This is a genomic window from Bremerella cremea, assembly GCF_003335505.1.
Classification (GTDB): Bacteria; Planctomycetota; Planctomycetia; order Pirellulales; family Pirellulaceae; genus Bremerella; species Bremerella cremea_A.
In genome coordinates this window covers 830,765-857,319 of sequence record NZ_QPEX01000010.1, presented here as the reverse complement: position 1 = coordinate 857,319, position 26,555 = coordinate 830,765, and the positions used below count along the sequence as shown (strand labels likewise).

The 26,555-nt window shown below is 56.2% G+C and carries 22 protein-coding genes and 1 tRNA gene; 16 read left to right on the top strand and 7 right to left on the bottom strand.

What is annotated here, in order from left to right:
- Nucleotides 1-242: 242 nt before the first annotated feature.
- From DTL42_RS04525 to DTL42_RS04515, 3 genes are all read left to right on the top strand, one after another.
- Nucleotides 243-1,193 (top strand): DUF1559 domain-containing protein, encoded by a 951-nt coding sequence (locus DTL42_RS04525; RefSeq protein ID WP_114367482.1) that lies wholly within the window; start codon nt 243-245, stop codon nt 1,191-1,193.
- Nucleotides 1,194-1,255: 62 nt separating this feature from the next.
- Entirely contained in the window at nt 1,256-1,645 is a 390-nt protein-coding gene (locus DTL42_RS04520; protein WP_147274163.1) for a hypothetical protein, read from the top strand.
- A gap of 121 nt (nt 1,646-1,766) precedes the next feature.
- The gene (locus DTL42_RS04515; protein ID WP_114367480.1) at nt 1,767-2,564 is read left to right on the top strand and encodes a DUF1559 domain-containing protein; all 798 of its coding nucleotides are present in this window, start codon (nt 1,767-1,769) and stop codon (nt 2,562-2,564) included.
- A 417-nt stretch (nt 2,565-2,981) separates the two neighbouring features.
- On the opposite strand, the gene DTL42_RS04510 is transcribed toward DTL42_RS04515, so the two are convergent.
- Entirely contained in the window at nt 2,982-3,551 is a 570-nt protein-coding gene (locus tag DTL42_RS04510; RefSeq protein WP_158545230.1) for a DUF1802 family protein, read from the bottom strand.
- Between the two features lie 108 nt (nt 3,552-3,659).
- Between DTL42_RS04510 and DTL42_RS04505 the strand changes: the two genes are divergently transcribed.
- From DTL42_RS04505 to DTL42_RS04490, 4 genes are all read left to right on the top strand, one after another.
- Nucleotides 3,660-6,971, top strand: a complete 3,312-nt coding sequence (locus DTL42_RS04505) for a PSD1 and planctomycete cytochrome C domain-containing protein (protein ID WP_147274162.1) — start codon at nt 3,660-3,662, stop codon at nt 6,969-6,971.
- 110 nt (nt 6,972-7,081) lie between these two features.
- Nucleotides 7,082-8,404: a DUF1501 domain-containing protein gene (locus DTL42_RS04500; protein WP_114367999.1), complete on the top strand. Its 1,323-nt coding sequence runs from the start codon at nt 7,082-7,084 to the stop codon at nt 8,402-8,404.
- Between the two features lie 201 nt (nt 8,405-8,605).
- Nucleotides 8,606-8,678 (top strand) — tRNA-Lys (locus DTL42_RS04495).
- Between the two features lie 365 nt (nt 8,679-9,043).
- Nucleotides 9,044-9,451, top strand: coding sequence for a hypothetical protein (locus tag DTL42_RS04490; protein WP_114367477.1), 408 nt, complete (start codon nt 9,044-9,046; stop codon nt 9,449-9,451).
- A 13-nt stretch (nt 9,452-9,464) separates the two neighbouring features.
- Here the strand turns inward: DTL42_RS04490 and rsmH are convergent, their stop codons facing one another.
- Together rsmH and DTL42_RS04480 are read right to left on the bottom strand one after the other, a co-directional pair.
- On the bottom strand, nt 9,465-10,355 hold the full coding sequence (rsmH, locus tag DTL42_RS04485) for a 16S rRNA (cytosine(1402)-N(4))-methyltransferase RsmH (RefSeq protein ID WP_114367476.1): 891 nt from the start codon (nt 10,353-10,355) through the stop codon (nt 9,465-9,467).
- A gap of 487 nt (nt 10,356-10,842) precedes the next feature.
- Nucleotides 10,843-11,976 carry a glycosyltransferase gene (locus DTL42_RS04480; RefSeq protein ID WP_114367475.1) on the bottom strand — a complete coding sequence of 378 codons (1,134 nt, stop codon included), beginning with the start codon at nt 11,974-11,976 and terminating at the stop codon, nt 10,843-10,845.
- Between the two features lie 126 nt (nt 11,977-12,102).
- On the opposite strand from DTL42_RS04480, the gene queA reads away from it, so the two are divergent.
- From queA to DTL42_RS04460, 4 genes are all read left to right on the top strand, one after another.
- Nucleotides 12,103-13,149 carry a tRNA preQ1(34) S-adenosylmethionine ribosyltransferase-isomerase QueA gene (gene queA / locus DTL42_RS04475; protein ID WP_114367474.1) on the top strand — a complete coding sequence of 349 codons (1,047 nt, stop codon included), beginning with the start codon at nt 12,103-12,105 and terminating at the stop codon, nt 13,147-13,149.
- Between the two features lie 108 nt (nt 13,150-13,257).
- Nucleotides 13,258-13,878: a phosphoesterase gene (locus DTL42_RS04470; RefSeq protein ID WP_114367473.1), complete on the top strand. Its 621-nt coding sequence runs from the start codon at nt 13,258-13,260 to the stop codon at nt 13,876-13,878.
- A gap of 184 nt (nt 13,879-14,062) precedes the next feature.
- Nucleotides 14,063-15,244 (top strand): cysteine desulfurase family protein, encoded by a 1,182-nt coding sequence (locus DTL42_RS04465; RefSeq protein WP_114367472.1) that lies wholly within the window; start codon nt 14,063-14,065, stop codon nt 15,242-15,244.
- A gap of 215 nt (nt 15,245-15,459) precedes the next feature.
- Complete coding sequence (locus DTL42_RS04460; RefSeq protein ID WP_114367471.1) at nt 15,460-15,792, top strand: HesB/IscA family protein; 333 nt, start codon at nt 15,460-15,462, stop codon at nt 15,790-15,792.
- Nucleotides 15,793-15,913: 121 nt separating this feature from the next.
- Here DTL42_RS04460 and DTL42_RS04455 read toward each other — a convergent pair whose 3' ends face one another.
- Together DTL42_RS04455 and DTL42_RS04450 are read right to left on the bottom strand one after the other, a co-directional pair.
- Nucleotides 15,914-16,969 (bottom strand): linear amide C-N hydrolase, encoded by a 1,056-nt coding sequence (locus DTL42_RS04455; protein WP_114367470.1) that lies wholly within the window; start codon nt 16,967-16,969, stop codon nt 15,914-15,916.
- Between the two features lie 176 nt (nt 16,970-17,145).
- Entirely contained in the window at nt 17,146-18,126 is a 981-nt protein-coding gene (locus DTL42_RS04450) for a phosphoglycerate dehydrogenase (protein WP_114367469.1), read from the bottom strand.
- 143 nt (nt 18,127-18,269) lie between these two features.
- On the opposite strand from DTL42_RS04450, the gene cbiE reads away from it, so the two are divergent.
- Together cbiE and DTL42_RS04440 are read left to right on the top strand one after the other, a co-directional pair.
- Complete coding sequence (gene cbiE, locus DTL42_RS04445) at nt 18,270-19,526, top strand: precorrin-6y C5,15-methyltransferase (decarboxylating) subunit CbiE (RefSeq protein ID WP_234824067.1); 1,257 nt, start codon at nt 18,270-18,272, stop codon at nt 19,524-19,526.
- A 58-nt stretch (nt 19,527-19,584) separates the two neighbouring features.
- Complete coding sequence (locus DTL42_RS04440) at nt 19,585-20,334, top strand: PIG-L family deacetylase (RefSeq protein WP_114367467.1); 750 nt, start codon at nt 19,585-19,587, stop codon at nt 20,332-20,334.
- 162 nt (nt 20,335-20,496) lie between these two features.
- Here the strand turns inward: DTL42_RS04440 and DTL42_RS04435 are convergent, their stop codons facing one another.
- A complete protein-coding gene (locus DTL42_RS04435; RefSeq protein ID WP_114367466.1) occupies nt 20,497-21,453 on the bottom strand; it encodes an RluA family pseudouridine synthase in 957 nt (318 codons plus the stop codon).
- Between the two features lie 104 nt (nt 21,454-21,557).
- Nucleotides 21,558-22,778, bottom strand: coding sequence for a hypothetical protein (locus tag DTL42_RS04430; protein ID WP_114367465.1), 1,221 nt, complete (start codon nt 22,776-22,778; stop codon nt 21,558-21,560).
- Nucleotides 22,779-23,017: 239 nt separating this feature from the next.
- Between DTL42_RS04430 and mch the strand changes: the two genes are divergently transcribed.
- The 3 genes from mch to DTL42_RS04415 are packed head-to-tail and all read left to right on the top strand — an operon-like array spanning nt 23,018 to nt 26,555.
- Nucleotides 23,018-23,974, top strand: coding sequence for a methenyltetrahydromethanopterin cyclohydrolase (gene mch, locus DTL42_RS04425; protein WP_114367464.1), 957 nt, complete (start codon nt 23,018-23,020; stop codon nt 23,972-23,974).
- An 8-nt stretch (nt 23,975-23,982) separates the two neighbouring features.
- Nucleotides 23,983-24,885: an ATP-grasp domain-containing protein gene (locus tag DTL42_RS04420; protein WP_147274161.1), complete on the top strand. Its 903-nt coding sequence runs from the start codon at nt 23,983-23,985 to the stop codon at nt 24,883-24,885.
- Entirely contained in the window at nt 24,870-26,555 is a 1,686-nt protein-coding gene (locus tag DTL42_RS04415; RefSeq protein ID WP_114367462.1) for a fatty acid CoA ligase family protein, read from the top strand. The genes DTL42_RS04420 and DTL42_RS04415 overlap by 16 nt, the downstream gene beginning before the upstream one ends.

Genomic DNA, 26,555 nt, shown 5'->3' with positions numbered 1-26,555 from the left:
AGATTTCTCCGGTGCTTTTATTTTTGCGCTAAGTGATTTGTGGAGACAGTAAAGCGGCCTTTTGTCAAAATATCGGGGCTTCCTTACCCCATAAGTGAGCGTGTCAATGACATTCGCCAGCAGGGGGATTGTAATCTAATACTTCTTTATGTAAAAAATTGGAATAAAGCCCGGTTCTTCGCTCTTACAGGATTCCTGGGTATCCATCTTTTCCATTATCTTTTTTTGCGCAAGGATAGTCTATGCCCAAGTTAAGGAAGCCAGGGTTCACTCTCGTTGAACTTCTGGTCGTAATTGCCATTATCGGGGTATTAATCGCCCTCCTGTTGCCAGCTGTGCAGCAGGCCCGTGAAGCTGCGCGGCGTATGACCTGTTCCAACCATCAAAAGCAGTTGGGACTATCGATGCACAACTATCACGACACGCACAAAGTTTTTCCGCCTGGCAGCTTCGCCGCTGGGTTGAATCAAAGCATGTCGACACCACCTCATTCGATGTCGTGGATGCCGACGCTTTTACCTTTCATGGAACAAGGCAATCTGTACGATCAACTTTACCCGTACATGTTGACACGAAATTCGAGTGGTTTCCCGAGCAACTTGTTCAACACCAAGATTGAAACGTTGATGTGTCCTTCGGATCCCAACCGAGGCCAAACAGGCGAAATTCATGGTACCGGAGATCCTCCGCCGGATTACAACGACGGTTTCCATGGCAACTACTTGCTCTGCAACGGGCGAGAAGAAATCACCACCACGACCGATAACGACGCGACCGGCATGTTCTATTACCAGTCCCGAACCGACTTTTCTTCGGTCCGTGATGGTACCGCCAACACGGTCATGGCGGCCGAAATCTTGCTGGTGAAATCGAATGTGGCCAACAAGCGTGACTGGCGTGGCCGTTACTATCGCTCGGATCACTTGAGCAGTATTTTCAGCACCCAGTATGCCCCGAACACGACCGTGACCGACCGGATGCGTACCTGCCAGGGTTCGCCTGATAACCCGACGTACGCTCCTTGCGTTTGGGATACCAACACGCAGGTGATTTACTCGCGTAGTAATCATCCGGGCGGTGCTATGGCAACCTTGATGGACGCCAGTGTGCAGTTCGTGCCTGAGACGATCAACGTCGATATTTGGCGTGGATATGGTACCCGAGAAGGTGGCGAAGTAGTCACAGGTTTGTAATGCCTGGTCCGCATCGATTCTGCCGGACTTCACCGGTTCAAACTGACACTCGAAAGGTTTTCATGAGATTTTCCGTAGCACATCTAACCATGCTCGTCTTGGTTGGGCTGCTTTTTCCCTTGCTTGGTTGTGGTGGTCCGAAAGAGATCATTGTCAAAGGCAAGGTCACCTACGATGGCCAGCCGGTAGATAACGGTCAAATTATCTTTATTCCCAAAGGGGAAGGCAAAGTCAGCGCCGGTCCGATTACCAACGGCGAATTTAACTTTGCTGCCCCTCCTGGGGAAATGGAAGTGAAGATTACGGCCACCAAAGAACTAGCCAAAGCTGCCAAAGATGGCCTTCCCAACTACGTTTCGTACATTCCTAAAAAGTACAATGACGAAACAAGCTTGACGGCAACCGTCGAAGACAAGGCCGAGAACACGATTAACTTCGACTTAGAGAAGTAAGTCCCGTTTATTCTCGCCACATTAAATAGAAAAAACGCCGGAGGCATTCTCCGGCGTTTTTTCGTGCGCGCTGGTAATCTATAATGTGGCTAAGCATCTTGTTTCTGGCCAGGAGAAAAGCGTGTCCACGAAGTTGGCTTCCGTTTTTATCGCGATTGTCGTCGCGCTGTTTGTCGGCATCGCGGTGCTCGGTAGCAGCTTGCTCCTGCAGTGGCGGGAAATGGCTCGCAGCGTGGGGTGTGGCAACCAGTTGAAACAAATCGGGCTGGCCCTGCATAATTACCACGATACCTTTGGCATGGTTCCACCGGCTCAGCTGATCGGGCATAGCTGGCGAGTACGGCTGATGCCGTTCATCGAGTCATCTCCCTACTATTCAAATTACCGATTTGAAGAACCATGGAATAGTGATTGGAATCTACAACTCGAATCGCGTCCTCTCGAATCGTGGAAAATGCAAGAGCCAATCATCTGCTCCCACAATCTGTATTGGCAGTGTCCCGGTGAACGCAAAGATAAATCTGTGAGTCATACAGCGTACCTCATGCTCGTCGGGCCTCATGCGTTCGGGCGGAAAGAAGAAGGGATTCGCTGGCAAGAGATCACAGATGATCCCGCCACTACCATCGCGGTCGCAGAAACGGCATCACGCAGCATTCATTGGCTCCAGCCGAAAGATCTTGATGTCGAAACGATGTCGTTTCAGATCAACGATCCCAAGAAACCCTCAATCTCAAGCCACCATCCCTACGGCCCGCATGTCTTGTTCTTTGATGGAACCGTCACCCAACTTTCGCCTGACCTTCCGCCGGAAGTATTGAAAGCGATGATCACGATCGACGGCGGCGAGAAAATCGTTCGGGACGAAAACGCCCCTGGCGGTTATCGCTTGGCGGACTCGGCCGAACCGAGCCAATAGAAAGACAGTTAGACTCGGGGTAGAGCGTCACCACGAGCGCATAAAAAAAGAGACTCCGCAAATCCGGTTAGGACTTGCGGAGCCTCTATTGGTAGCCTATTCGGATTCTCTCAGAAGAGGTTCCGATAGGGAATGTGGCTGCCTACCGGCAACCCGCCGGTAGCCGTTAGGCAGAACCACCTCTACGGCAACTACAGACATATTCCACTGGAACACCTCCTTTCTACTAAAGCATACCCTATGGCCGGACAGAACGCCGTGTAGAGCCAGCCTCAGGTCTTCAGTAACGCCGCGATGCGTGTCGCGGCCCTTGGTAATTATCACTTTGAATCACGCTTTGCAAATTGGCAAGACCAATTTTTAAAAACATGGTTCTCGGTGAACGCCCTTGTAAGACAGGGCAATCAAATTGTAGGTTCACGCCTCGAGCGAGGAAAGTAACAAATTTTTTCGGCGTTCGAATTCGTCGTCAGAAATTACCGGCTGCAAGCTACCGGTTGGCAGCGGGGCCTCAAGCTCGACCCAGCTTTTACAGCCCGCCATCGCTTCGGTGGGCCTAAGCGTAGCTGGTGTGCTGGCAACGTAAGCTCGAATCACCAGCGCATGCAGACCTGGCTGGCGATAATGAAATCGCAGTGACAACGCTTCTTCGTTCAAAATTTGTTCTGGGGCAAGTGCGACCAATTGGCGTTCGTCTTGCAAATAGACGCTTGCGACAACTTCGCACACCAAGGACAACAAAGCATGGCTTGAAGCAGGCGGCTGGTTGAATTCAGGATGGGCATCCAGCAGTTCGATTCCTTGCTGATTGAGCTTGGCAGCGGCCTCGTGAAAGAAGGTTGGATAAAGCCAGAATTGGTTCTTTGGTAGCTCGAATTCACCTTCCGGTTCGGAAATGCCACCTTTGCGTGCTAAAACAATCTGCCGGCCTTGGCCAATCGCTTCACACACGACGTTCCATTCTTTTAAGGCTAGTCGTAGTGTCATGGAGTTTTTTCCCCTGCCCGAATTGAAAGATAGTGACATCCCAGGGGCATTGATGCTAAGGTAGAAGTATCCTACCTATCAATGTGCCTGCCTAAAATCGTTGGACCGATGCCCATGGTTCTCTTCCATGCCCGTCCTTATCTTGCGCTGGTTGCCGTCGCGTCTCTTTTGGCTACGTGGACTAGCACTGCGTTGGCGGAAAACAGTTCCTCAGATCGTCCGCAGTTTACGGACAGCCAACTCGAGTTCTTCGAGAAGCACGTTCGTCCTATTTTGGTTCAGCGCTGCTATGAGTGTCATGGACCTGAAGCAGAGGCCCCCGGGGGCGGACTCTATTTGACCTCACGTTCCGCGATCTTGGAAGGTGGCGATAGTGGCCCGTCGGTGGTTCCTGGCAAGGCGGACGAAAGCCAATTGATCGAAGCCATCCACTACGACGGCATCTACCAGATGCCCCCCAAGTCACGCATGCCTGACGTCGAGATCGCCAAGCTCGAACAATGGGTCAACAGCGGCGCGGCCTGGCCGATTGAAGACGAGGCAAACACACCCAAGAAGCAAGTCTTCGATCTTGCCCAACGCCAGTCCGAACATTGGGCCTGGCAGCCGGTGCGCCGCCCAGAGATTCCCTCGGTTCAAGAAGAAGCATGGGCCAAAGATCCGCTCGATTATTTCATTCTCGCCAAACTAGAAGCGGCTAGTCTCACGCCGAATCAGCCCGCCGAACGGACTACGCTGCTGCGTCGTGTCTACTTCGATCTCATCGGGCTCCCCCCGACACCGCAGCAAGTCGAAGCTTTCTTGCAGGACGATTCCCCCGACGCGTTGGCCAAAGTGGTCGATCAACTGTTGGCTTCGCCCCGCTTTGGCGAGCATTGGGGACGCCACTGGTTGGACCTGGTCCGCTACGCCGAATCGCGCGGGCACGAATTCGATTACGACATTCCCAACGCCTTCGAATACCGCGACTACGTCATTCGGGCCCTCAATCAAGACGTGCCCTACAACAAGCTGGTGATCGAACACATCGCGGGCGATCTGGTCGAACAGCCACGCATGAACGCCGATCAAGGCTTCAACGAAGCAGTCCTCGGTACCGGCTTCTGGCACATGGGAGATTGGGTTCACTCGCCGGTTGATATCCGCAAGGACGAAGCGGATCGTTTCGACAACATGCTCGACGTGATGAACAAGGCGTTCCTTGGGCTGACGGTGACCTGTGCTCGCTGCCACGATCATAAGTTCGACGCGATCTCTCAGGCCGACTACTACGCTCAGATGGGCTTCCTGCAAAGCTCGTCCTACCGCCAAGTCCGCTTTGAAACCCAAGACCACAACGCCAAGATCGCCGCAGCGTTGGCGAAGCTCGAAGAGGAAACCAATGCTCAAGCGGCCAGCTTGCTGAGTACCCAATTCGACGAAGCTACTTCTACGATCGAGGCCGATCTGGCTGCTGGAAAGTCAGAATGGTCTGAACTGCTGGCCGAAGCTCAAGCAGATCCGCAGCACCCGCTGTACTGGTGGAGTCGCTACCTGGCCGCCACCCCGGAAAGCCGAACCGCTGAAGTCGCCACCGCTCAGGCCCGCGTTTCTGCCGAACAAGAAGCGATTGCCAATGCCAACGTGCAGATCGTCAACGACTTCGCTCGACTGCCCCAAGAGGAGTGGCGTACCGACGGGTTTGTCTTTGGGGCAACCCCCCGGCAAGCCGGGCAAATCGAATGGAGTGCGGCCAAACCAAGCGTGCGGCGTGAATCGGCCGCTGTGTTCGATCTCCGTTGGGCTCCCCTTAAGCTGCAAGAGGGTGTGCAAGACGATTTCGGTCGGATTCATAACTGGAACCGCGCCGGTCGCACGCTCAAGTCAAATTCGTTCCCGCTGCAAGATGGCCGCGTACATTACTTGGTGCAGGGGGCTGGGCGGGCCTTTGCGGTCGTTGATTCGCATCGCCTGGTCAACGGCCCACTGCATGGCGTGGTTACCATGGAGTGGAACGTGCCCGTAGAAGAAGGCCCACGCTGGATCACGCACAATCTGCGCGACTATCGCGGCCACGCCACGCACATCGAGTTCTCGCCGATCGACGACAAGCCAATGGAAGTTCTGCTGGTTGTCGAAGGAGATAAGGCCCCGCCGACGCTTTCTGCAGAAGCCGAAGTTGCCGCTGCGTTCGTACAGGCAATCGCAGGAAAAACAGATCAGCCCGCCAGCGAAACGTTGGTCGACGCGATGCACACCGCCCTGGCAACCAGCAACGATCCACGCCTGAAAGATTGGCTTCTCAAGCACTGGGAAACGATCGTTCCTGGTCAGAAAGCACCACTCGAAGACCTGGCCAACACGTACCAGCAGAAGTCGCAAGAGCTACTTAGCCAAGTTCGCTGGCAATCGCGGACGGCGCCTGGCATGTGGGATAATTCGGCCGAGCAAGAACACTTGTTAATTCGAGGCAATGTCCGCAACCCGTCAGAACCGGTCGAGCGGCGGCTGCTGACGGTGCTAGAAAAATCTCCCACGCAGTTCGACCCTCACGGTAGCGGGCGTTTGCAGCTTGCCCACCAGATGATGGCCCCTGACAACCCCTTCGCGTCACGCGTCGCGGTGAATCGGATCTGGCATTATTTAATGGGGCGGGGCATCGTACGCACGGTCGATAACTTTGGCGTGCTCGGAGAAGAACCAACCCATCCGGAACTGCTCGATTACCTGGCCAGCGAATTCGTGGACAACGGTTGGTCGCTCAAGCAAATGATTCGTCGCGTGGTCCTTTCGCAGACCTATCAAATGTCGTCCGTCCAGATCGACCCGGCGGAAACAGCCGATCCGAAGAACGACTTGTTCCATCGCGCCCAGGTCAAACGGCTTGGTGGCGAAGCAATTCGCGATAGCTTACTGATGGTCGGTGGAAACTTGGATGAAACGATGTACGGACCTAGCGTTAAGATTTACCTTACCTCGTTCATGCAGGGGCGTGGCCGACCAGGGGCAAGTGGCCCGCTCGACGGGGCAGGGCGGCGAAGCGTTTACCTGGAAATTCGCCGCAACTTCCTCTCGCCCATGATGCTGGCCTTCGACACGCCGCAGCCGATCACCACCATCGGCAGACGCAATCAATCGAACGTGCCAGCCCAGTCGTTGATTTTGCTGAACGATCCGTTTGTGCTGAAGCAATGCGAGCTTTGGGCGCAGCGAGCGATTGCCGAAACGCCGGACGATGCCCAACTTCGCTTCCAACGCATGGTCGAGCAGGCCTTTTCTCGCCAGCCGACCGATGCCGAGCGTGCGCTGGCCGACGAATTCCTCACTTCGCACATGCAGACCTTGCAGATCGATCCGCAGCAGCGACTGGTCTCGGTCGAGTTATGGCGTGACCTGGCCCACGTGTTGGTCAACGCGAAACCGTTCATTTTCGTACGATAGTTACCACGGAGAATCACGTGGATCCTTGCAATCACTCAGCCGGTCGCCTCACTCGCCGTCAACTTCTCACAGACGCTGCGTGCGGTTTCGGTGCGTTGGCTTTGAATTGGATGCTGCAACGCGACGTCGCCGCTGCCGACAATTTGGGGCTGCTCGGTTCGCCCCATGCCAGCCCCCAAGTCAAAAGCGTTATCTTTCTGTACATGGACGGTGGTCCGTCGCAGGTCGACACCTTTGACCCTAAGCCCCTTTTGAACAAGTACGATGGCCAGCCCTTCCCAGCAGAAACGGAGCCCACCCAGTTCAACAATCTGGGTGGCACGCTGGCCAGTCCGTGGAAGTTCAAACAGTACGGCGAAAGTGGAATACCGGTTAGTGACCTCTTTCCCCACGTGGCCAAGCACGTCGACGATCTGGCTGTGATTCGTTCGATGACCTCCAATTTCTCGGAGCATACAAACGCCAACTACTTCCTGCATACCGGCAGCGGCTTGCAAGGAAGGCCGAGCATGGGTGCTTGGACCACCTACGGATTGGGCAGCGAAAACGACAACCTGCCTGGCTTCGTCGTGCTGAACGGCGGCCTGATTCCGCCAGGCGGCCTCGACAACTTCAACAGCGGCTTCCTGCCGGCCGCCTTCCAAGGTTCGATCTTCGCCGCCAGCGAAACGCCGGTGGCCAATATCAAGTCGCTTGATAAGAGCCCCGCTGCCCAGCGGAGCAAGTTGAACCTGCTCGATAAGCTCGACCAGCTCACGCTCGACAAGGTGGGCCGCAACGATCAAATCGAATCGGCGATTGCCAATTACGAACTTGCCTTTCGCATGCAATCGGCCGTGCCAGACTTAATGGACCTTAGCGACGAAACACCAGGCACACTCGAGGAATACGGCTTGAACCATTCCTTCGAGCATACGCAGACCTTTGGCCGCTTATGCCTGATCTCGCGGCGACTGGTCGAGCGGGGCGTACGGTTCGTCGAGCTAACGGTGCCGAATGTTGGGCACGATCGCTGGGACCAGCATAGCAACTTGAAAGACGGGCACGAAAAGAACTGCCTGGCCGTCGATCAGCCGATCGCCGCGCTATTGGCCGACTTGAAACGTCGCGGCATGCTCGATTCGACCTTAGTGGTTTGGGGAGGCGAATTCGGGCGAACGCCGTTCGCCCAGGGTAAAGATGGACGCGATCATAATCCGTTCGGCTTCAGCATGTGGTTGGCCGGCGGCGGCGTAAAGGGAGGCAGCGTCTACGGTCAGACGGACGAGTTCGGGTACAAGGTGATCGAGAACCGAGTCGAGATCCACGACCTGCACGCCACCATCCTGCACTTGCTGGGCGTCGACCACAAACGCCTCACGTTCCGCTTTAGTGGCCGCGACATGCGATTGACCGACGTCCACGGCCACATCCTGCACGACATCCTGGCCTAGCAGCCGATTGAAAGCCCTCTCGAAACGGCCTGCCGCCAATTTTCTGGTGAACTTTCCCCCAGGACAGCCGTCTTGTAGGTAAAGCAAGTGAAGTCCTTTTTGCAGCAAAACAGCATTCCATAGCGACTTACGTCAACCGAGCCCAAAACGGCCCCCTTGACAATTCGCCCCCTACGCCCGAAACTGGTTCCCTTCCCAAGCGAGATTGTAGCTCAGTCGGTAGAGCAACGGACTTTTAATCCGTAGGTCCTGGGTTCGAGCCCCAGCAATCTCACTTTAAGTCTTCATGACATAAGAAATTTAGGCGACGTTGGTTTTGAACTGACGTCGCCTTTTTTCGTTTTTTGACCTAGCGATTTCGGTTGGGAATTGTGAGCCGTGAAAAACTTTCTTCTTGTTGCAACTCTTGGCAAGATGGCTACTTAGCGATTTGATCCGGCAGGAAAAACGGTCGTATTGGGGCCGTTTGTGTACATGGGTGTGATATACATATGTGCATGTTTCTGGCCGGGTGGTTGGGCTTTTGGATTTACCTGCTTGGCACATCGTTTGGCTCGCCGCAGTTGTGTGAGGCTGAAGTAAAAGGCAATCGCAGGTTTCGGTGCGTGCCGCCGCACCTAACGAGAAAGGAAATGGGTCATGAGTTGTTATGTTCTCACTGCCGAGCATTGGCAAGCCGCGCTCGAAGTTCCTAAGCAAATCGCTCTCGATCTGACCGCGCCGTTGAACTTGCGGCTGCAAGCGGTGCGGATGGTGCAGGCCATGCTGAAGGTGATTCTGAAAGAGGAGAAAGAACGCGACGCTCCGAAGTCTGCGGCTAAGTCAGCCAAGCCCTCGGAAGCCAGGCCCTCGTCGTTGCCTGCGGCATCGGAAACAGATGCCCACCAAAACGTGAACATCGCACCGGTAGGCGCAGACGCTGCGGAGGAGGCGATTGCGAAGGAGGATCGTGCCGCCCTAACCGCTTCGCCCCAGCCTGAAGAAGTTCGGCCTCGTTACATTGGCCGGGCTGGGCCGCGAAATATTCGTAACAAACGGAAGCACTAAGGCGGAACGACTGCTAAGCAACACGCTCAGCAACTCGCAGCTTGGCAGTTCGACTACGGGGGTTGATGGCGATTTCTTCGTCGCCGGCGATCACCGGTTTTTTCGTCAGCCGGTTTAAACGTGGGTCGTCTAGAAAAGCTTGTTTTACGGGGCGATCTTCCAGCGAGTGAAAGCTGATGATGGCCAGTCGTCCGCCTGGTTTGAGACGATCGGGCAGGTTGTCGAGCGCCGTTTCCAGTGACGAAAGTTCGCGGTTCACCGCGATCCGCAGCGCTTGAAATGTGCGGGTTGCCGGGTGGATCCGTCCCCGGCCACTGCCAGCGGAATGAGGGTAACAACTGCAAATCACATCGGCTAACTGCTTCGCTGTGAGGAAAGGGGTTTCCTTTCGCACGAGGCATATCTTTCTGGCGATCCGGCGACTGAGACGTTCCTCGCCGTTTTGATAGATCAGATCGGCCAGGTCTTTTTCCTGCAGATGATTGACCAGATCGGCGGCCGTTTTTTTGTCGCGGGCATCAAAACGCAAATCGAGCGGGCCTTCCGAATCGAAGCTGAAACCACGTTCGTCGTCGGCCAACTGATCGCTGGAAAGACCGAGGTCGAGCAAAATTCCGTCAACCTTATCAATTCCTAGCGAATCAAGAATTTTAGGAATTTCAACGAAGTTGGCATGGGCGATCTTCACAGGCAAGCCCGCCAGCGTTTGTTCGGCTCGCTCCAGGGCGATGACATCGCGATCTACCGAGATGACGCACCCTTCTTCACCAACGCGTTCGGCCATCATGCGGGTATGTCCGCCGCCACCTAAGGTGCCGTCAACGAGTAGTTTGCCTGGCTGAGGATCGAGCCAATGAAGTACCTCGGCAGGCAGAACGGGAACGTGAATGGTCGGAGGAGCCATGCTTACATGCAGCGGAAAAGGAGCAGAAAAACTTCAGCTTACTAGAGCTTTCCCGGTGAGGGCAGGGCAGAGAACGAAAAAATCCGTCGTGGTGCGTCCGTGCTCCGACCGACGGATCTGGTGAAGTCACCGCTGCACTAGCGACTTCACACTGCCAGCCCGACCCCTCTCAATCTTTGAAAAGGCGTTGCCGCACGGATTCCCAATAGTGGCCTAATTGGGGTGCGTCCAACTTACGGGACAAGCTTGAGATTCTCACAAAGTATTTGTTAGTTAGGCAAATGTTGTTGAGTAACAAGTGAGTAGTTGGTCTCGCTCAATGAGCATGTGCTAGAAGATATTCGGCAGGCATTTTTCGTCAATCCGGAAAACGCCACGAAAAATGTGCTAGCGAAATTTGCTAGCGTCGTTAAGGGTTATGGATTGCAAGGGTTACGCATCTTCCCCTGATTAGAAAAAGTTTTTATTTCACTTGGAAATGGCAGTGCTAGCTGTGCTGCTGCGGAATCGAGAGAACGGCGTCGAGCAGGGCCTCGTAACGCGCTACCATCTGGTCGAGCGAGAAGTGCTGTTGGATCTGTTGGCGATTGGCCTCGCCTAATTCCTGGCGAAGGGCTGGTTTTTCCATCAGTTGCCGTAGCAAAGACGTCGCTTGCGAGACGTTTTCGTGCGTGATGGTCTGCTGGGCGAGCTGATCTGGTAGCAGTTCGCGGACCCCTTCCACGTTGGTGGCAATCACCGGAAGACCATGGGCCATCGCTTCCAGCAACGTGTTGGGCATGCCTTCCCAGCGGGAACTGAGGGCATAGATTTCGCTTTGGAAATACCAGCCCTCCAGGTCCATACTCCAGCCAGGAAGACGAACCGATTTTTCTAGGCCTTCGGTTCGGATTTGGGTGGCTAATTCATCTCGCAGCGAGCCATCCCCCAGAATGACCAGCTCCCATTCTGGCTTCTCCTTTAGCAGCGGTCCCAGGCAGCGGATGAGCCAATCGAATCCTTTTTGGGGTTCCAGCCGACCGATTGCCAGAATGCGGTAGGCGCGCTTTTCGGGCTCCCAATACGCCTTAGGGCGAATCTCGCTCAGATCGATTCCATTCGGAATGATCTCTAACTGCTGGATAGGCAGTTTCAGCGTTTGTTCGGCAAAGACCTTAACCCCTTCGCTGACACACAAGACACGATCTGCCTTGGCCGCAGCCCAAGCTTGCAGCTTTCGACGCCACCAGCCTTGTTCGATCACGCGTAGCGATTGTAGACGCCGCAAAGCGAGTCCCCGTGTGGCGAGCTTTGCGACGACGTTGGCATGAAACAGAAAGCTCCACACGATCGCTGGATCGGTTTCTTGCACGATGCTGCGCAGCTGCGAGACGGCCGAAAATAGTTGCCGGCTGCGGCGGCAGTTTAAAAACGTGAGTTCAATGCCTGCCTCGCGCAGCTGGCGCACCAGGCCGTCGCGGGGCGGCTCTGGCGGGGCTGCCAGGGCGACGACTTGAACCTGATATTTTTCGGGGTTCAAGCGGCAGGCCAGGTTCGCCACGCAGCGTTCGGCCCCACCTACACCGAGTTCGGTCGTGACGATCACGATTTTTTGAGGCACGGCTAGCGGGGCTTCACGCATGTCGGTTTTAGATACGAAAACGGTGTGGGCCTAGGCGAATTCTGGCCCTTGCTCATATACTCAACTTTGGACGACGCGACGGAGTGGCGTTTTCCGGGAAGAATTCAAAACGGCTTCGGGAGTTCTATGACCAATATCGACCAGTACGACTACCATCTTCCTTCCGATTTGATTGCGCAGCAACCTTTGGAAAAAAGGAGCGATTCGCGGCTGCTGGTCGTTAATCGTCAGACGCAGGAAATCTCGCATCAGCACATTCGCGATCTGCCCGAGTTGCTCGGGGCTGGCGATTGCTTGGTGTTGAACAACACCAAAGTCGTCCCGGCCCGCCTGATGGGGCGACGGTCGATGACTGGCGGACGCTGGCAAGGGTTGTTCATCGAAACCGATGCCAACGGCAATTGGCTTATCCTGGCCAAGACGCGTGGCAAAATCCAGCCTGGCGAGCGTGTTGTGCTGGAAAACCGCGAAGCCCTCGAAGATGTCGAACTCGAACTATTGGCTAACCTGGGGGGTGGCCAGTGGGCGGTGAAGCCGCTGAGCGAAGAGTCGCCGTTTGATATCCTCGAACGTGTTGGCCGTGTTCCCTTGCCGAACTATATCCGCGGTGGCGAGATGATGCCGGAAGACTGGAAGCAATACCAAACCGTCTTCGCCGAAAACCCTGGCGCCGTAGCCGCCCCCACCGCTGGCTTGCACTTCACGCACGAACTACTGAACAAAATGGCTGCCCAAGGAGTCGAGCGGCAATTTGTCACGCTGCACGTCGGCATGGGAACGTTTCGCCCGATCGGTGTCGACGACATCGAACAGCACGATATGCACTACGAATATGGCGAAATCACGCAGGAAACCGTTGATAAGCTGGCCGCCGTGAAAGCCAAGGGTGGTCGGGTGGTTTCAGTGGGAACAACCGCGACCCGCGTGCTGGAAACGGCCGCAGCCGACGGCACGCTGAAACCATGGAGCGGCAAGACGAACCTCTTCATTCGCCCGCCATACGAGTTTAAAGCAGTCGACGTCTTGCTCACCAATTTTCACCTGCCGAAGTCAACGCTGTTGATCTTGGTGCGAACTTTTGGTGGGGACGAACTGATTCGCCAGGCCTACCGTGAAGCGATTAATGAAGAGTACCGCTTCTATAGTTACGGCGATGCGATGTTGATTCTGTAGCCGATCGGTCGGGAACGCCAGAGGAGGTGGTCGCCCTGCTGCTAGCAATTCGCTATTATGTCTCGGTAGCGTATTTTGCAAACAAACCCCCGCATGGAAGGGATACACATGAGTGTGGCAGAAGTTGAGCAAGTTTTGGTTGTGCCAACCGAGAAATTCCACGAGATTGGCAAGTTTCAGGGCTTTTGCGATAAAGTCGACCATTACTTAGATCAACTGCTCACACCGCAGCAAATGAGCTTTCGCCCGCGCGATCTCATGGAGCAATCGCCCGAGTTCAAGCAGCTCATTCCCTATGTCATCTTTGAATATCAAGACGATCAAGGGACCAAGCATGTTTTTCAGTACGTCCGGGGAAAAGGGCAGGGGGAAGCTCGCCTGCACAGTAAGCGAAGTGTTGGCATCGGCGGGCACGTCTCTTCCGACGACGCCCCCGGCAACACGGAAGATCCCTTCCAAGAGGGCATGCGGCGCGAACTGGCGGAAGAGGTCACTTTCAGCGCCCCGCACATTATGACCTGTGCTGGGCTGATCAACGACGACGAGAGCGAAGTGGGCCGCGTGCATTTGGGCGTGGTTTACCTCTGCAAGATCGAACGTCCGGAAGTGCTGCCCAACGAAGAAGACATCCTCGACGCTGGCTTCCGCCCAGTCAGCGATATGCTGACTCGCCTGGAAGAATTCGAAACCTGGTCGAGCATGTGCCTGCAAGCGATCTATGGCGAATAAACCAGCCCAAGCTGCCGAGGCTCAGTAAAGAATCTGGGGTGCCATGCTCACGTCTGCGTGAGCATGCGAAGCTGCGAAAAAAGCCGCTGAAGACAACGGCATGACGCCCTGACTTTCGATTTAGGGACAACACAAGGACGGTTTCCCCTGCCGGAAACCTCCCGGTGTGCAGTTAGGTTTTTCCATGCCTCCCATCTATTTCGACAACCACGCCACCACACAGGTCGACCCTCGGGTTGTTGAAGTGATGCTGCCGACGTTTACCCAGACGTACGGTAATCCTGCCAGTGTGGGGCATCTGTTCGGCGAAGCGGCCAAAGAATTGGTCGAGCGGTCGCAGCAGACGATTGCCACCGCGATCGGAGCAGAAACGCAAGAGATTGTCTTCACCAGCGGAGCGACGGAAAGCAACAATCTGGCGATCGGCGGCGTCCTGACGCAGCGTCGGCGGCGCGGCGATCATGTGGTGACGGTTACCACCGAGCACAAAGCGGTGCTCGACCCACTCGAACAATTCGAGCAACGCGGTTACGCCGTGACCCGCCTCGTGCCACGTGCCGCAGGCGATCCGTTGGCAGGGCAACTCGATGTCGAGCAAGTTGCCGAGGCCATACGGCCGGATACGGCGCTGGTTTCGATCATGCTGGCGAACAACGAAATTGGGGTGATCCAGCCGCTGGCCGAGATCGGGCGTATCTGCAAACAGCATGGTGTCCTCTTGCACTGCGACGCGACCCAGGCCGTCGGCAAGATTCCGGTCGATGTGCAGCAGCTAGGTGTCGACCTGATGAGCTTCTCGGCGCACAAAATCTACGGGCCGAAAGGAAGTGGCGGGCTGTACGTGCGGAAGAAGGAGCCACGCGTGCGATTGCAGCCCAGCATCTTCGGTGGCGGCCAACAGCGCGGCATTCGCAGTGGGACGCTCAACGTGACCGGTATCGTCGGCCTAGCTGAAGCCGTCCGCCTGAGCGTGGCTGAGATGGACGACGAGTCGGCTCGCTTGCGCCAACTGCGCGAGAAACTTTGGAACGGTCTCAACGAGCGAATTGCTGGGCTGCACCTCAATGGGCCAGAATTAGCACGTACCGAGGCTCGCCTGGCCGGTAATTTGAATTTCGCCGTCGAGCAGGTCGATGGCGAGGCGTTGATGATGAACGTTCGCGAAATCGCCGTTTCGAGCGGTTCGGCCTGCACTTCCGCTAACCCTCAGCCGAGCCACGTGTTACTGGCAATGGGCCTATCGGAAGATTTAACCCGCAGCAGCCTCCGCTTTGGCCTGGGACGTTTCAACACAGCCGAGGAAGTTGAGATCGCGGTTGACGTCGTTGCCACGGCGGTCGATAAATTAAGAAAGCTAATCGCCTAGACAGTTCCGTTGTCTTGCCCCCCAGGGGAGAGGGCCGCGGTGAGGGAACAAGTGGCTCTTAAGCCCACTTCCCAGCCGATTTTCGGTCTAAACTAGCGATTGAGGCGGATTCGGGGCAAAACGAACTTTTTTTGCACCCTTTCCCCGCTGCTGGGCATCGATAATAATAAACACAAGCAATTTTGCGTTAATTCAACGTTTGGAGTGTACGAAACATGGCAGTCGTCATCACCGAAAAAGCGGCGGACGAAGTCAAGCGAATCTTGGATGACCAGAAACACGAAAGCGACACCAAGCTGCGGATCGGCATTACCGCCGGCGGTTGTAGCGGTTTCTCGTACAGCTTGACGCTGACCCAAGATTTCGACGACGAAAAGGACACGAAGTACGACTATCACGGCATTCAGGTCGTTGTCGACAAGAAGCACGCCCTGTACCTCGATGGTACCACAGTCGACTTCTACGACGGAATCGATCGTCGCGGCTTCGCCTTCAACAACCCGAATGCAACCCGTAGCTGTGGTTGCGGTCAGTCGTTCCAAGCTTAGTTTGGCTTTTTTGGAAAGCCCTTCAGCAGGAAGACTTCGGATTCGTTGAAGACCAAAAAGAAACGCCCCAGCGGTATGCCGGGGCGTTCTTCGTTTCTTGTGGTTGGTTGGACCAAACGCCTTAGAACGGAGCTTTGGTCAGCTTCGTGAACTTGTTGTCGACGTTGCCGTTTAAGTCGAGGCTAAAGTCGTATGGGTTCAACTGCAGCACGCTGGCTCCTGGCGATAGGTCCATCTTTTTCAGATCGACCCAAATCACACTGGGGCTGGTGGTCAGTTCAAAGAAGTACTGCCGGCTAGTCAAGTCGCTCGCCGTGCGGTATTCGGTATTGTAAACGCCGAAGTTCTTGTAAGGAGCACCGAATGGCACCGAAACGTTCCGGGCAATCGCCAGCACATCGGCAATCGCTTGACGCTCCGTTTCCGGCTTCGGCAGCAATTCCAGGAAGTACGAAGCCCGTTGGAAACGATCGGCAGGGTTCACATTGCCAGGCAGCGGCATGTCGCTGCTGGGGTGCGAGAAGTTAAGCTTCGAGAGCAACTCCAACTGCTCGTCGTAGACTGGGTCGTTGGTCATCACGCGGTAATCTTTGCCATGATGAACGACTGGTTCCCCGTCGATGTATTCGATGATAGCTGAGTCGCCGTTGGCATCTTCCAGGGCCAAGTGCAGCGAGGCATGGTAGCCATGGGCCGTCACCATCACGACTTGGATTTGCTCGTTAAGTTTCAATGCTTCTTCCACGCTCTGGGCGTTGTCTAGCAGGTACTGTGCCCACAAGCAGGCTTGCACGCCCTCCAGTTTGGCATCGCGTTTCCCGTAATCGGTTTCGGTTAGGTAAAGGGCATGCACGGCCAGACCTTTCTCATTCAGGCCGTCCACGGTACCAAGCCCATAAAGGGTGGTGACCACGCTGCCGTATTTCGATTTCCAAATGGCAGGGTTCTCGTTAACAACCGTCTCGCCGGCCATTTTGCCGCCGTCATGCGAAACACCACGAGGAAAGACGACCAGCGTTGGCTGAGTTGATTCCGGCCAGTCCATCGTTCGCGAACTGGCAACTAGCAGGCCGTTGTCGTTCCACAAAATGCGAGAACAGGCAACCAGCGGGGTGATGGCGAGCATGCTAAATGCCAAAGACATCGCCAGATAGAACAAAGCGTTGAGACGAAACATGGGAATTCCCTTTACTCTAGTGACTCATGATAGAAGGATTGCGTTTGCGCAATGTGTGTAACCCTCGGTCGCGGGGCACCAGCCGGGGGATGGCCTGACGGACCAACTGTGGGCCGCCGGATGTTCAAACCTAGCACGCTATCGTTGCGATGCTGGTATTTAAGGGGAGGCAGATATTAATTCTGCCATTTCCAATCAGAGCGAATCTGAGGATTGACCACATTCCCTTCCGGCCAATTCCCACGATAGAGCGCCACAATGTTCTCGGCGGCCATGTTGGCCATGTCGCGCAGCGATTCGACATCGAGGCCTGCCACATGGGGAGCCAGGACGATGTTATCTAGCTTTAACAGGGGATTCTCCGGTCTTGGTGGTTCTTCCTGGAAGACATCGAGACCGGCAGCGGCAAGGTGCCCAGAGGTCAGGGCCGCCGCCAAAGCAGCCTCATCGACCAAGCCCCCGCGCGACGTATTAATTAGAACAGCCCCTTTTTTCAGCTGACCTAAGGTTTTCTGATTAATGATCTGGGCGGTTTCTGGCGTGCAGGGAACGTGCAAACTGAGTACGTCGGACTCGTGCCATAATTGATCGAGGGTAACCAACTGAACGCCTGGCTGGGGACTGGCTACGGGATCGTGAGCGATGACTTTTAAGCCTAAAGCCAAGGCTTTTTCGGCTAGGCAGCGTCCAATAACGCCAAACCCCAAGAGCCCCAACGTTTGCCCTTTCAGCCGTGGCAGTGCGGCGCGTTGCCAATGCCCTGTCCGAACATCGCGATCGCGCTGCATCACATTCCGTGAGATGGCGAAGAGAAACGCGAGAGTCTGCTCGGCGACTGCTTCATGAAGCACGCCGGGGGTGCGCGTCACTACGATACCGTGGGCGGTGGCCGCATTCAGGTCGATGGCATCGAAACCGACACCTGCTCGCGAAATCACGCGAACCTGGCAATTCGCAAGGACCTCTGCTGAATAAGGCTCGGGGTTGGCCAAAACCGCTTCGCAAGCACCCAGTTGGGCAATCAGCGTGGCCGGATCGTGGAGATTGTGCTTCTCGGAATCGATAAAACGGACCTCGAAGCCTGCTTTTTGGAGGATTTGATAATATTCGAGCTCGGTCGAATGGAAGTGCGAAGGAGTGACGCAGACGGTGGGCATGGTGATGGCTCGTAGCGAAGGGGCAAGATAAGTCGTAGGGGAAGATCTCGGAGTGAAGGTGGGTGAACTTTCCAGAGATCGTCGCATCTCGTAGAATCGACGCAAGTCTTTTCTACTTCAGACGCTTGGTAATGGAAAAATCGGTGAGCACGTCTCCGAAAATATTTATCGTAGGAATTGGTGACGACGGTTTCGAGGGGCTGACTAGCCAATCGACCAGGATTCTGGGAGACGCCCAGGTCATCGTCGGTAACCCTCAGGTCTTGGGGCACGTCGAAAAGCTGAGCGCTGAGAAGGTGCCCGTCGGGGGCGATCTTGGCGAAATCGTCGAGACCTTGGAAAAGCATCAGGCCAAGAACGTCGTCTTGCTGACCAGTGGCGACCCGCTTTTCTACGGCGTGTCGAAGTACCTGTGCGATAAGCTGGGGAAAGATCGTTTCCAGGTCATTCCACACGTCAGCAGCATGCAGTTGGCGTTTGCCCGCATCAAGGAAAGCTGGGACGACGCGCACCTGGCGAACCTGGCCAATCAACCGCTCGAGTCGGTGATCGCGGCAGCGCGCATCTCGGAAGCGATCGGGCTGTTCACTACCGAAGAGATTCCACCCAAAGAAGTCGCCAAAACGCTGCTGGGGCACGACCTCGATTACTTCCACGCATACGTCTGCGAAAACCTCGGCTCGCCCAACGAATGTGTCACCCAAGGCGAGCTGAAAGAAATCGCCGAGCAGTCGTTTGGCCCCCTGAACGTGATGATCTTGGTCCGCAAGCCGGATGTGCCTGACCGGCCGATGTCGTTGGTCGGCAAACGGAAGTTCGGCAACCCGGACGATGTCTTCCGTCAATCGAAGCCGAAGCGTGGCTTGCTCACGCCGATGGAAGTCCGCTGTATCGCGCTGTCGTTGTTAGATCTCGGCGATTCGAGCGTGGTGTGGGATGTCGGCGCGGGAAGTGGTAGCGTTTCGATCGAAGCCGGCATGATTGCCGAAAAGGGGGCGGTCTACGCCATCGAAATGGACCCGGAAGATCACGGGCTGATTCGCACCAACATCGAAAACTTCGCCGTGAAGAACGTCCAAGCGGTACTTGGCAAAGCCCCGGAAGCTTGGGCGACGCTGCCTGACCCTGATTGCATCTTCATCGGTGGAACCGGGCGACAAATTCGCGGCATCTGCGAACAAGCTTTGCAGCGTTTGAAGCCAGGGGGACGCATCGTGGCCAACATCAGCAGCATCGAGAACCTGGCGGACGTTCACCAACTGTTTGATACCGTCATGGAATCAGCCAAGGTGACGATGGTGAATATCTCGCACGCCACTTACCAGTTGGAACGCCACCGTTTCGAGGCCTCGAACCCGACCTTCCTGGTTAGTGGCAAGAAGCCGTTAAAGAAATCGTAAGCGAACTTGTGATTCATGTCCGCCTGGCAGATTGCCGGGCGGGAAGAAGAAGGCTTTCATGGTTGACGTAGAAAAAGAGTACCCACAGTACGACGTGATCGCCGTGGGGGCTCATCCCGACGATGTCGAAATCGCTTGCGGTGGAACGTTGGCCAAGCTTTCGGACTTGGGTTACTCGGTGGCGATCATCGACTTGACCGACGGCGAGCCGACGCCTCATTCTCCTGGCCCAGATATTCGCCTGGCCGAGGCGATGGCGGCCGCCAAGGTGTTGGGCGTACAGAAGCGAATCACGCTCGACTTGCCCAATCGGCGGCTGTTCGACTCGTTCGAGGCCCGCGTGCTGCTGGCGAAGGAGTTTCGCAAGCATCGCCCGAAGGTGGTGCTAGGGTTTGGCGACCGCACGCCCATGGCTTCGCCCGATCATTGGCAGGCAATGCAAATCACCGACGCAGCCGTTTTCTATTCGCGTCTGACGAAGTGGGACGAGTACTTCGACGGGCTACCGGTCCACACGGTTAGTCGGCATCTGTATTACAAAATCGCCTTCGAGCCGATCAACAAGCTCGACGCGGCTGGCAGCTTTGTGCATGACATCACCGACACGCTAGAACGAAAAATCGAGAGCGTTCGCTGCTACCAAACGCAATTCCCACCGGCGAAAGATTACATCTACGATCGCGTCCGCGGCGCGGCCATCTACCTGGGGGCGACTGCTGGCTACGGAGCAGGCGAACTGTTCTACACCACCCGGGCCGTCGCCACGCCTGACATGATGCAACTGCTTTTCCCCTCAGAGAAAAGCTAACTTAAGCAAACCGACGCCCAAATTGGGTGCCATGCTTACGTCTTCGTAAGCATGGGTCGAAGCTCGGGTGCCATGCCGTCGTCTTCGTCGGCATGTAAAGCAGGAAAGGCATGCTCACGAAGACGAGAGCATGGCACCCAATCTTTGTGGATGAGTCAATCGCTAGACGGAGCGATACTGGCGAAGGCATTCAAGCGTTCCCAGGATGTCGGCGGGGATTGGGGCTTCGAATTCAAGTGGTTCGCCGGTCACTGGATGTTTGATCTTTAGTCGCCGGGCATGCAGGGCGGTGCGAGCGAGAACCACGCTGGCGTCGTCGTTGCGAGCGATATCACCAACGGTCATACGAGCACGGTTGCCGTACATGCGATCACACAAAACGGGATGCCGCACGTGGGCCAGGTGGACGCGGATCTGATGCGTACGACCGGTCTTAGGATAGACACGAAACGCCGCGAAACCTTCAAAGCGTTCATCCACTTCGTAAAACGTTTGGGCCTCTTTGGCGTCGGGATCGTCCCGTACGATCGACATCCGTTCGCGATACCGGGGATGAGGGCCGATCGGTTCGTTGATGATGTCACGGTCGCGATCTGGGCAGTTGGCCACGATCGCAAAGTATTCCTTTTCGGTTTCGCGATCGGCGAACTGTCGCGAGAGTTCTTCGTGGGCTTCGTTGTTCTTGGCGATGACCAGCACGCCGCTTGTGTCGCGGTCTAAGCGGTGGACGATCCCAGGCCGCGAACTGCCGCCGATGTCGCTTAGCTGGCGGAACTTGGCGATTAATGCCGCTGTAAGCGTGCCGTCCCAGTGGCCTTTAGCTGGGTGCGTGACCATCCCGGGAGGCTTGTTGATGGCCGCTAAGTGTTCGTCTTGAAAGAGGATGTCGAGATCAACCTCTTCCGGCGTTTGCTCTTCCGCCCGGGCATCGATCTGGGGGAACTCGAGCACTTCGTCCACGTGCAGCTTGTGCGAAGGTTTCGCCGGTTGGCCGTCGACGGTAATCTGGCCGGCGTCGATCGCTTCGCGAACTTGGGCTCGACTGGCCTTCTTTAATTTACGGGCCAGAAACTGATCGAGCCTTTGACCGGCGTCCGCACTTTCGACCGTGTATCGCATGATTGCTCTTTAGCCGCGAAATGATTGATATAAAACAAAAAACGCATGGCCTGGATAAGCCATGCGGATGAGATTGCAAAAGTTGTTGGCCGCTCGGCAGAAGACTACTTCGGGTCGGCTGGGGCTTGTTCCCCTTCCGCTGGTTTTTCTTCCGTCTTCGGCTCTTCCGGGGCTGGTTCCGCAGGCGTTTCGGCTGCCGGCTTTTCTGGGGCAGCTTCTTCCTTGGCTGGCTCTTCTTTAGCGGGTTCTTCCTTGGCCGGGACTTCAGCCTTGGGAGCTTCCTCTGCTGGTTTAGCCGGTTCGGCTGGGGTTTCTGCCTTGGGCTCGGCCGGCTCTTCCGTCTTCATGGGTTGGTCAGCAGGCTTCTCGCTGGCTGCTGCTTCTTCTTTCTCGGTGAAAGAGGAAGGCTGAGGCATGCTCTCGCCGTCGGCGGCGTCCAGGTCCAAGCTTGGCGTAAAGAGAGTATCGGTTTCGGTGCCTGGCAGGGGGGTGGTCCCAGGGGAGCCAAGGCCAGGAATTCCCGTGCCAGCCGCGGGAGTACCAGTCCCAGGATTGTCGAACAGGCTGCCTGCGGGGGCTTCTAAGTTCATGTCCATACCTGGAATGCCACCATCTAGCGGAGACCGGTTTTTGGCGGCAGCTTCGGCGGTATGGGCAGCGAAGTCTTGCGTGCGGTACCAAGCGTAGAAGCCATCTTTGCCACTGATATCAGGGTTATTCAAGCGGTCGAGCCGATCTTGGGCCAGCTTCGCGGTGTTGGTGTCGGGCCAGATTTTGGTGATTTCTTCAAAGTTGGCTTTGGCCTTGCCCAGCGACTCTGGCGTGGCTTGCAGTTCGTATGCTTCGGCCATGCTCCACAGGGCTTTAACCTTTAGGACCGGCAAATCGGTTTCGTCGTAAACCTTTTGGAAGGTTTGGACAGCCCGGTCCAGGTCGGCTGTGGCAGACTTCGGGTCGCTGAAAGCAACGTCGCTGGCTTGGCTTAAACTTTGTTGGCCGTAGAAGTATTCCGACCACAAAGCGGGCCGCGATTTGCCGTATTCTTTGGCGATCGAGGCGAACTCGTCGGCGACTTTCTTCTGGGCGACGTCGTTATCTTCCACGCGGAAAGATTGGTCGAGCGTGGTAAAGACCGCTTGCCATTCTTTGTCTTGGATAGGTCCTGACGAGTTCAGCGCCACTACCACATAGGCAATGTAAGCCAGCACTACGGCCAGGATGATACCGCCAACCAGCGCAGCGTGCGGTCTGGCAGCTTCGAAGGCCCCTTCGAGGAAATGGGCCAGGGAATTCTCTTGAATTTCGTGCCGTCGTTCCGACTTCATCGCTATTTCAACGCTTGATAGTGGGGCCGTAGGGGAAACGTAATTCGCGATTCGATGACCGCTAAAATGTTTCCTGTAAAATGCTTAGATACAAGCGACTGAGTATAGGAGACCGCCACAAATAGCGTCAATAGCACTGTGCCCGCCCTCGTTGGCCGTCATTGCAACGTTTTGCCGCCCCGGGGATGATAGAGAAGCACGCCATTTGTCCCCGAACGTCGCTCTTCGCAGATAACAGGATGAACACCTTGGAATTGAACCAACGGGCCCACACCTTGGTCGAGCCAATGCTCGCCTCGCCGGGCGACTTCAATGCGAAAATGGTTCAGCTTGCTGGCGGGACGCATCTGCTCGACCTGGGGGTTCACGCGGGCTTCGGTGGCCTGGAAGCGGGGCGACGACTAGCCGAGATCTGCCTGGCAGGGCTGGCCAAGGTTGATTTCGTCCCCGGCGATTACCCGGCGACACGCACATCGGTTCAGGTGCGGACCGATCAGCCACGGTTGGCTTGCTTGGCTGCCCAGTACGCTGGCTGGCAGATCAAAGGAGAGAACTTCTTCGGGATGGGCTCGGGGCCTATGCGGCTGAAAGCGGGCAAAGAACCGGTCATCCGAGAAATGGGGCTGACGGATAACTCCCCCATGGCCGTGGGGGTGCTAGAAACGTCGCAGCTTCCGACCGACGAGATTTGCCAGAAAATTGCCACCGATTGTCAGGTCGCACCGGAGCAACTCTTTCTGTTAGCGGCACGTACGGCCAGTATCGCTGGCAACGTGCAAGTGGTGGCCCGTAGCGTCGAAACCTGTTTACACAAACTGCACGAACTCGATTTCGATCTAACGACCATCGCCAGCGGCTACGGGGTGGCTCCGCTGCCGCCGGTTGCTGCGGACGATGTGGTGGGGATCGGGCGAACCAACGACGCAATTTTGTACGGGGCAAGTGTCACGTTGTGGGTGCGGGAATCGACTGATCGCTTGCAGGAAGTGGGGGCGAAGTTGCCCAGCAACACGTCGGCGATGTATGGTCAGCCGTTCGAGAAGATTTTGCGTGACGCCAAATTCGACTTTTACCAAATCGACCCACTGCTCTTTAGCCCGGCGGAAGTTTGTCTGGTGAGCTTGTTAGACGGCCAGACGACGATTGTCGGCGAGCGAAACCTGGCCGTGCTGGCGACCTCGTTTGGGCAAGGTTGATCTTCTCCATGAATCGCACCGACACAACGCCCCGCATTGGAGTGCTGGCCAATGACGATAGCTGGTACTTCCACGATTTAGAACGCGCCGCGAAAGGGGTGGCGGACGTTACCCGAGTCGACTTTGCGGCGCTGCAGTCGCGGATTGGCGGACCTGAGAAAATCAGCGCCGAGACGCTCCTTTCGGGAAAGGTCGAGGCGATCATTGTCCGTTCGATGCCTCCTGGTTCGCTAGAGCAAGTCGTCTTCCGGATGGATGCTTTGGCAGGTCTCGAACGTCAAGGGGTGCTGGTGATCAACCCCCCCAAGTCGATGGAACTGGCGATCGATAAGTATCTTTCGCTCTCGAAGCTGGCCGAGGCTGGCTTTCGCATGCCAGAGACGCATGTCTGTCAAACGTGGCAAGACGCAGTGGCTGCGTTCGAGCAACTGGGGCCTTCGGTGGTCGTGAAACCGATCTTCGGAGGAGAAGGGCGGGGGATCATGCGAGTCGACGACCCGGACCTGGGGCACCGCGTGTTCAAGACACTCCAGCAGATGGGGCAGATTATCTATCTGCAACGTTTCGTCCCGCACCCTGGTTACGATTTACGCGTGATGGTGCTGGGAGATCAAATGTGGGGGATGCGGCGAAGTTCAGCAGATAATTGGCGAACCAATCTCAGTCGCGGCGCAACCGCCACTGCAGAAACCATCCCCGGCGAGGTCGCCCAGATTGCCCAGGCCGTTATGCGAACGCTCGACCTCTCGATCGCAGGGCTCGACTTTCTGCCTGATGGCGAAGGGGGCTGGTACTTGCTGGAAGTGAACGCGGTGCCCGGTTGGAAAGGGCTATCGGCGGCCTGTGAAGTCGATATCGCCGCGAAGTTGATTGAGTACGTGAGGGAAAGGATTGCATGTCGGACACGCTAACCAACCCTGTCTTCAATGTCGGGCTCTTGCTGGACGAGGTCGCACAGACACGTCCTGACAAGGTCGCAATCGCCGTGCCTGGCAAACGCGGCCAAGATGGCAAGCGGCTGTACGATACGATCACGTTCCGGCGGCTTGCCGAAGATAGCACCCAGGTTGCCGCCGGCTTGGCACAAATGGGGGTTAGGCCAGGGACGCGGTTGGCTTTGATGGTGCGACCAGGGATCGATTTCGTCTCGCTGGTCTTCGCGCTGTTTAAAGTCGGGGCGGTTAGCATCTTGATTGACCCAGGCATGGGCAAGAAGAACGTCCTGTCTTGTCTCGATCAAGTCAAACCGCAAGGCTTCGTGGCGATACCTATCGTGCATGCCGTGCGGAAACTGTGTGGCCGTCGCTATCAGGATTCCCAGTTCAACGTCACCGCTGGCAGGCGTTGGTTTTGGGGAGGAGCTACCCTGGAAGAACTACGGCGGACCGAAGTAGGGGACTTTCGTTCGTTTGAAGCAAAAGCGGATGATCAAGCCGCGATCATCTTTACTTCCGGCAGCACAGGACCACCGAAAGGGGTTGAATTTCGCCACGAAGGGTTTCGCCGCCAAGTACAGTTCATCCAAGAGCGTTACGAGATTCAGCCGGGGGAAGTCGACGTGCCAGGCTTTCCGCTGTTTGGCCTGTTCAACAGCGCGATGGGGGTGACGTCGGTGATTCCGGAAATGGATTTCAGCCGCCCGGCGACCGTTGACCCGCGTAACATCTTAGAAGCGGTCGGCGATTGGCAGGCCACCCAGTCGTTCGCCTCCCCTGCGGTATGGAATGCGGTCGGACAGTTCTGCGAGCGAGAAGGGTTGTGGATGCCGAGTTTGAAGCGAGTTCTATCGGCCGGTGCGCCGGTCCCGCCGCATGTGCTGAAAAGGATGAAAACGGCGGCCCCGAATGCCGAGATGTACACTCCCTATGGAGCAACCGAGGCGTTACCAGTCGCGTCGATTTCGGCCAGTGAAGTGCTGGGAGAAACGATCGAACGCTCTCGCGATGGGGGCGGAACGTGCGTTGGAACACGTTTCAGCGGGATCGATTGGCAAGTGATTGCGATCTCGGACGAACCGTTGGAATCGATCGCTCAGGTTCAGCCCCTCCCCCAGGGCGAAATCGGCGAGTTGATTGTGCGCGGGCCCGTGATCACACGACGCTACGCCACCAGCGAAGAAGCGACCCGCCTGGCCAAGATTCACGATGGAGACGCGGTCTGGCATCGGATGGGGGACGTGGGCTACCTCGACTCGCAAGATCGCTTCTGGTTCTGCGGGCGAAAATCGCATCGCGTGATCACGGCGGAGGGCCCGATGTTCACGATCCCAGTCGAATCGATCTTTAACACGCACGAAAAGATCTTCCGCAGCGCCCTGGTGGGCATTGGGCCTGAGGGAGCCAAGATACCGGTGGTGATCGTCGAACCGTGGCCAGGACAGTACCCGAATTCGCCTGAGGAAATCGACACGCTGCTAGACGAACTGCACGAGATCGGCAATAAAAACGCCCTCACCCAACGAATCGAACATTTCCTGCTGCATCCCAACTTTCCGGTCGATGTCCGTCACAACGCGAAGATATTTCGCGAAAAGCTCACGATCTGGGCGGAGGATCGCCTGGAGGCGATTTTGCCGGGGTAA

Bases quoted from the DNA above. Each gene is read 5' to 3' on its own strand.
- DTL42_RS04420 (WP_147274161.1), top strand. From the start codon at position 23,983: ATGAATCGCACCGACACAACGCCCCGCATTGGAGTGCTGGCCAATGAC.
- DTL42_RS04435 (WP_114367466.1), bottom strand. From the start codon at position 21,453: ATGCGATACACGGTCGAAAGTGCGGACGCCGGTCAAAGGCTCGATCAG.
- DTL42_RS04440 (WP_114367467.1), top strand. From the start codon at position 19,585: ATGGTTGACGTAGAAAAAGAGTACCCACAGTACGACGTGATCGCCGTG.
- DTL42_RS04505 (WP_147274162.1), top strand. From the start codon at position 3,660: ATGCCCATGGTTCTCTTCCATGCCCGTCCTTATCTTGCGCTGGTTGCC.
- DTL42_RS04525 (WP_114367482.1), top strand. From the start codon at position 243: ATGCCCAAGTTAAGGAAGCCAGGGTTCACTCTCGTTGAACTTCTGGTC.
- DTL42_RS04465 (WP_114367472.1), top strand. From the start codon at position 14,063: ATGCCTCCCATCTATTTCGACAACCACGCCACCACACAGGTCGACCCT.
- mch (WP_114367464.1), top strand. From the start codon at position 23,018: ATGAACACCTTGGAATTGAACCAACGGGCCCACACCTTGGTCGAGCCA.
- DTL42_RS04490 (WP_114367477.1), top strand. From the start codon at position 9,044: ATGAGTTGTTATGTTCTCACTGCCGAGCATTGGCAAGCCGCGCTCGAA.
- queA (WP_114367474.1), top strand. From the start codon at position 12,103: ATGACCAATATCGACCAGTACGACTACCATCTTCCTTCCGATTTGATT.
- DTL42_RS04450 (WP_114367469.1), bottom strand. From the start codon at position 18,126: ATGCCCACCGTCTGCGTCACTCCTTCGCACTTCCATTCGACCGAGCTC.
- DTL42_RS04430 (WP_114367465.1), bottom strand. From the start codon at position 22,778: ATGAAGTCGGAACGACGGCACGAAATTCAAGAGAATTCCCTGGCCCAT.
- DTL42_RS04500 (WP_114367999.1), top strand. From the start codon at position 7,082: ATGCTGCAACGCGACGTCGCCGCTGCCGACAATTTGGGGCTGCTCGGT.
- rsmH (WP_114367476.1), bottom strand. From the start codon at position 10,355: ATGGCTCCTCCGACCATTCACGTTCCCGTTCTGCCTGCCGAGGTACTT.
- DTL42_RS04415 (WP_114367462.1), top strand. From the start codon at position 24,870: ATGTCGGACACGCTAACCAACCCTGTCTTCAATGTCGGGCTCTTGCTG.
- DTL42_RS04470 (WP_114367473.1), top strand. From the start codon at position 13,258: ATGAGTGTGGCAGAAGTTGAGCAAGTTTTGGTTGTGCCAACCGAGAAA.
- DTL42_RS04510 (WP_158545230.1), bottom strand. From the start codon at position 3,551: ATGACACTACGACTAGCCTTAAAAGAATGGAACGTCGTGTGTGAAGCG.
- DTL42_RS04455 (WP_114367470.1), bottom strand. From the start codon at position 16,969: ATGTTTCGTCTCAACGCTTTGTTCTATCTGGCGATGTCTTTGGCATTT.
- DTL42_RS04460 (WP_114367471.1), top strand. From the start codon at position 15,460: ATGGCAGTCGTCATCACCGAAAAAGCGGCGGACGAAGTCAAGCGAATC.
- DTL42_RS04480 (WP_114367475.1), bottom strand. From the start codon at position 11,976: ATGCGTGAAGCCCCGCTAGCCGTGCCTCAAAAAATCGTGATCGTCACG.
- DTL42_RS04520 (WP_147274163.1), top strand. From the start codon at position 1,256: ATGAGATTTTCCGTAGCACATCTAACCATGCTCGTCTTGGTTGGGCTG.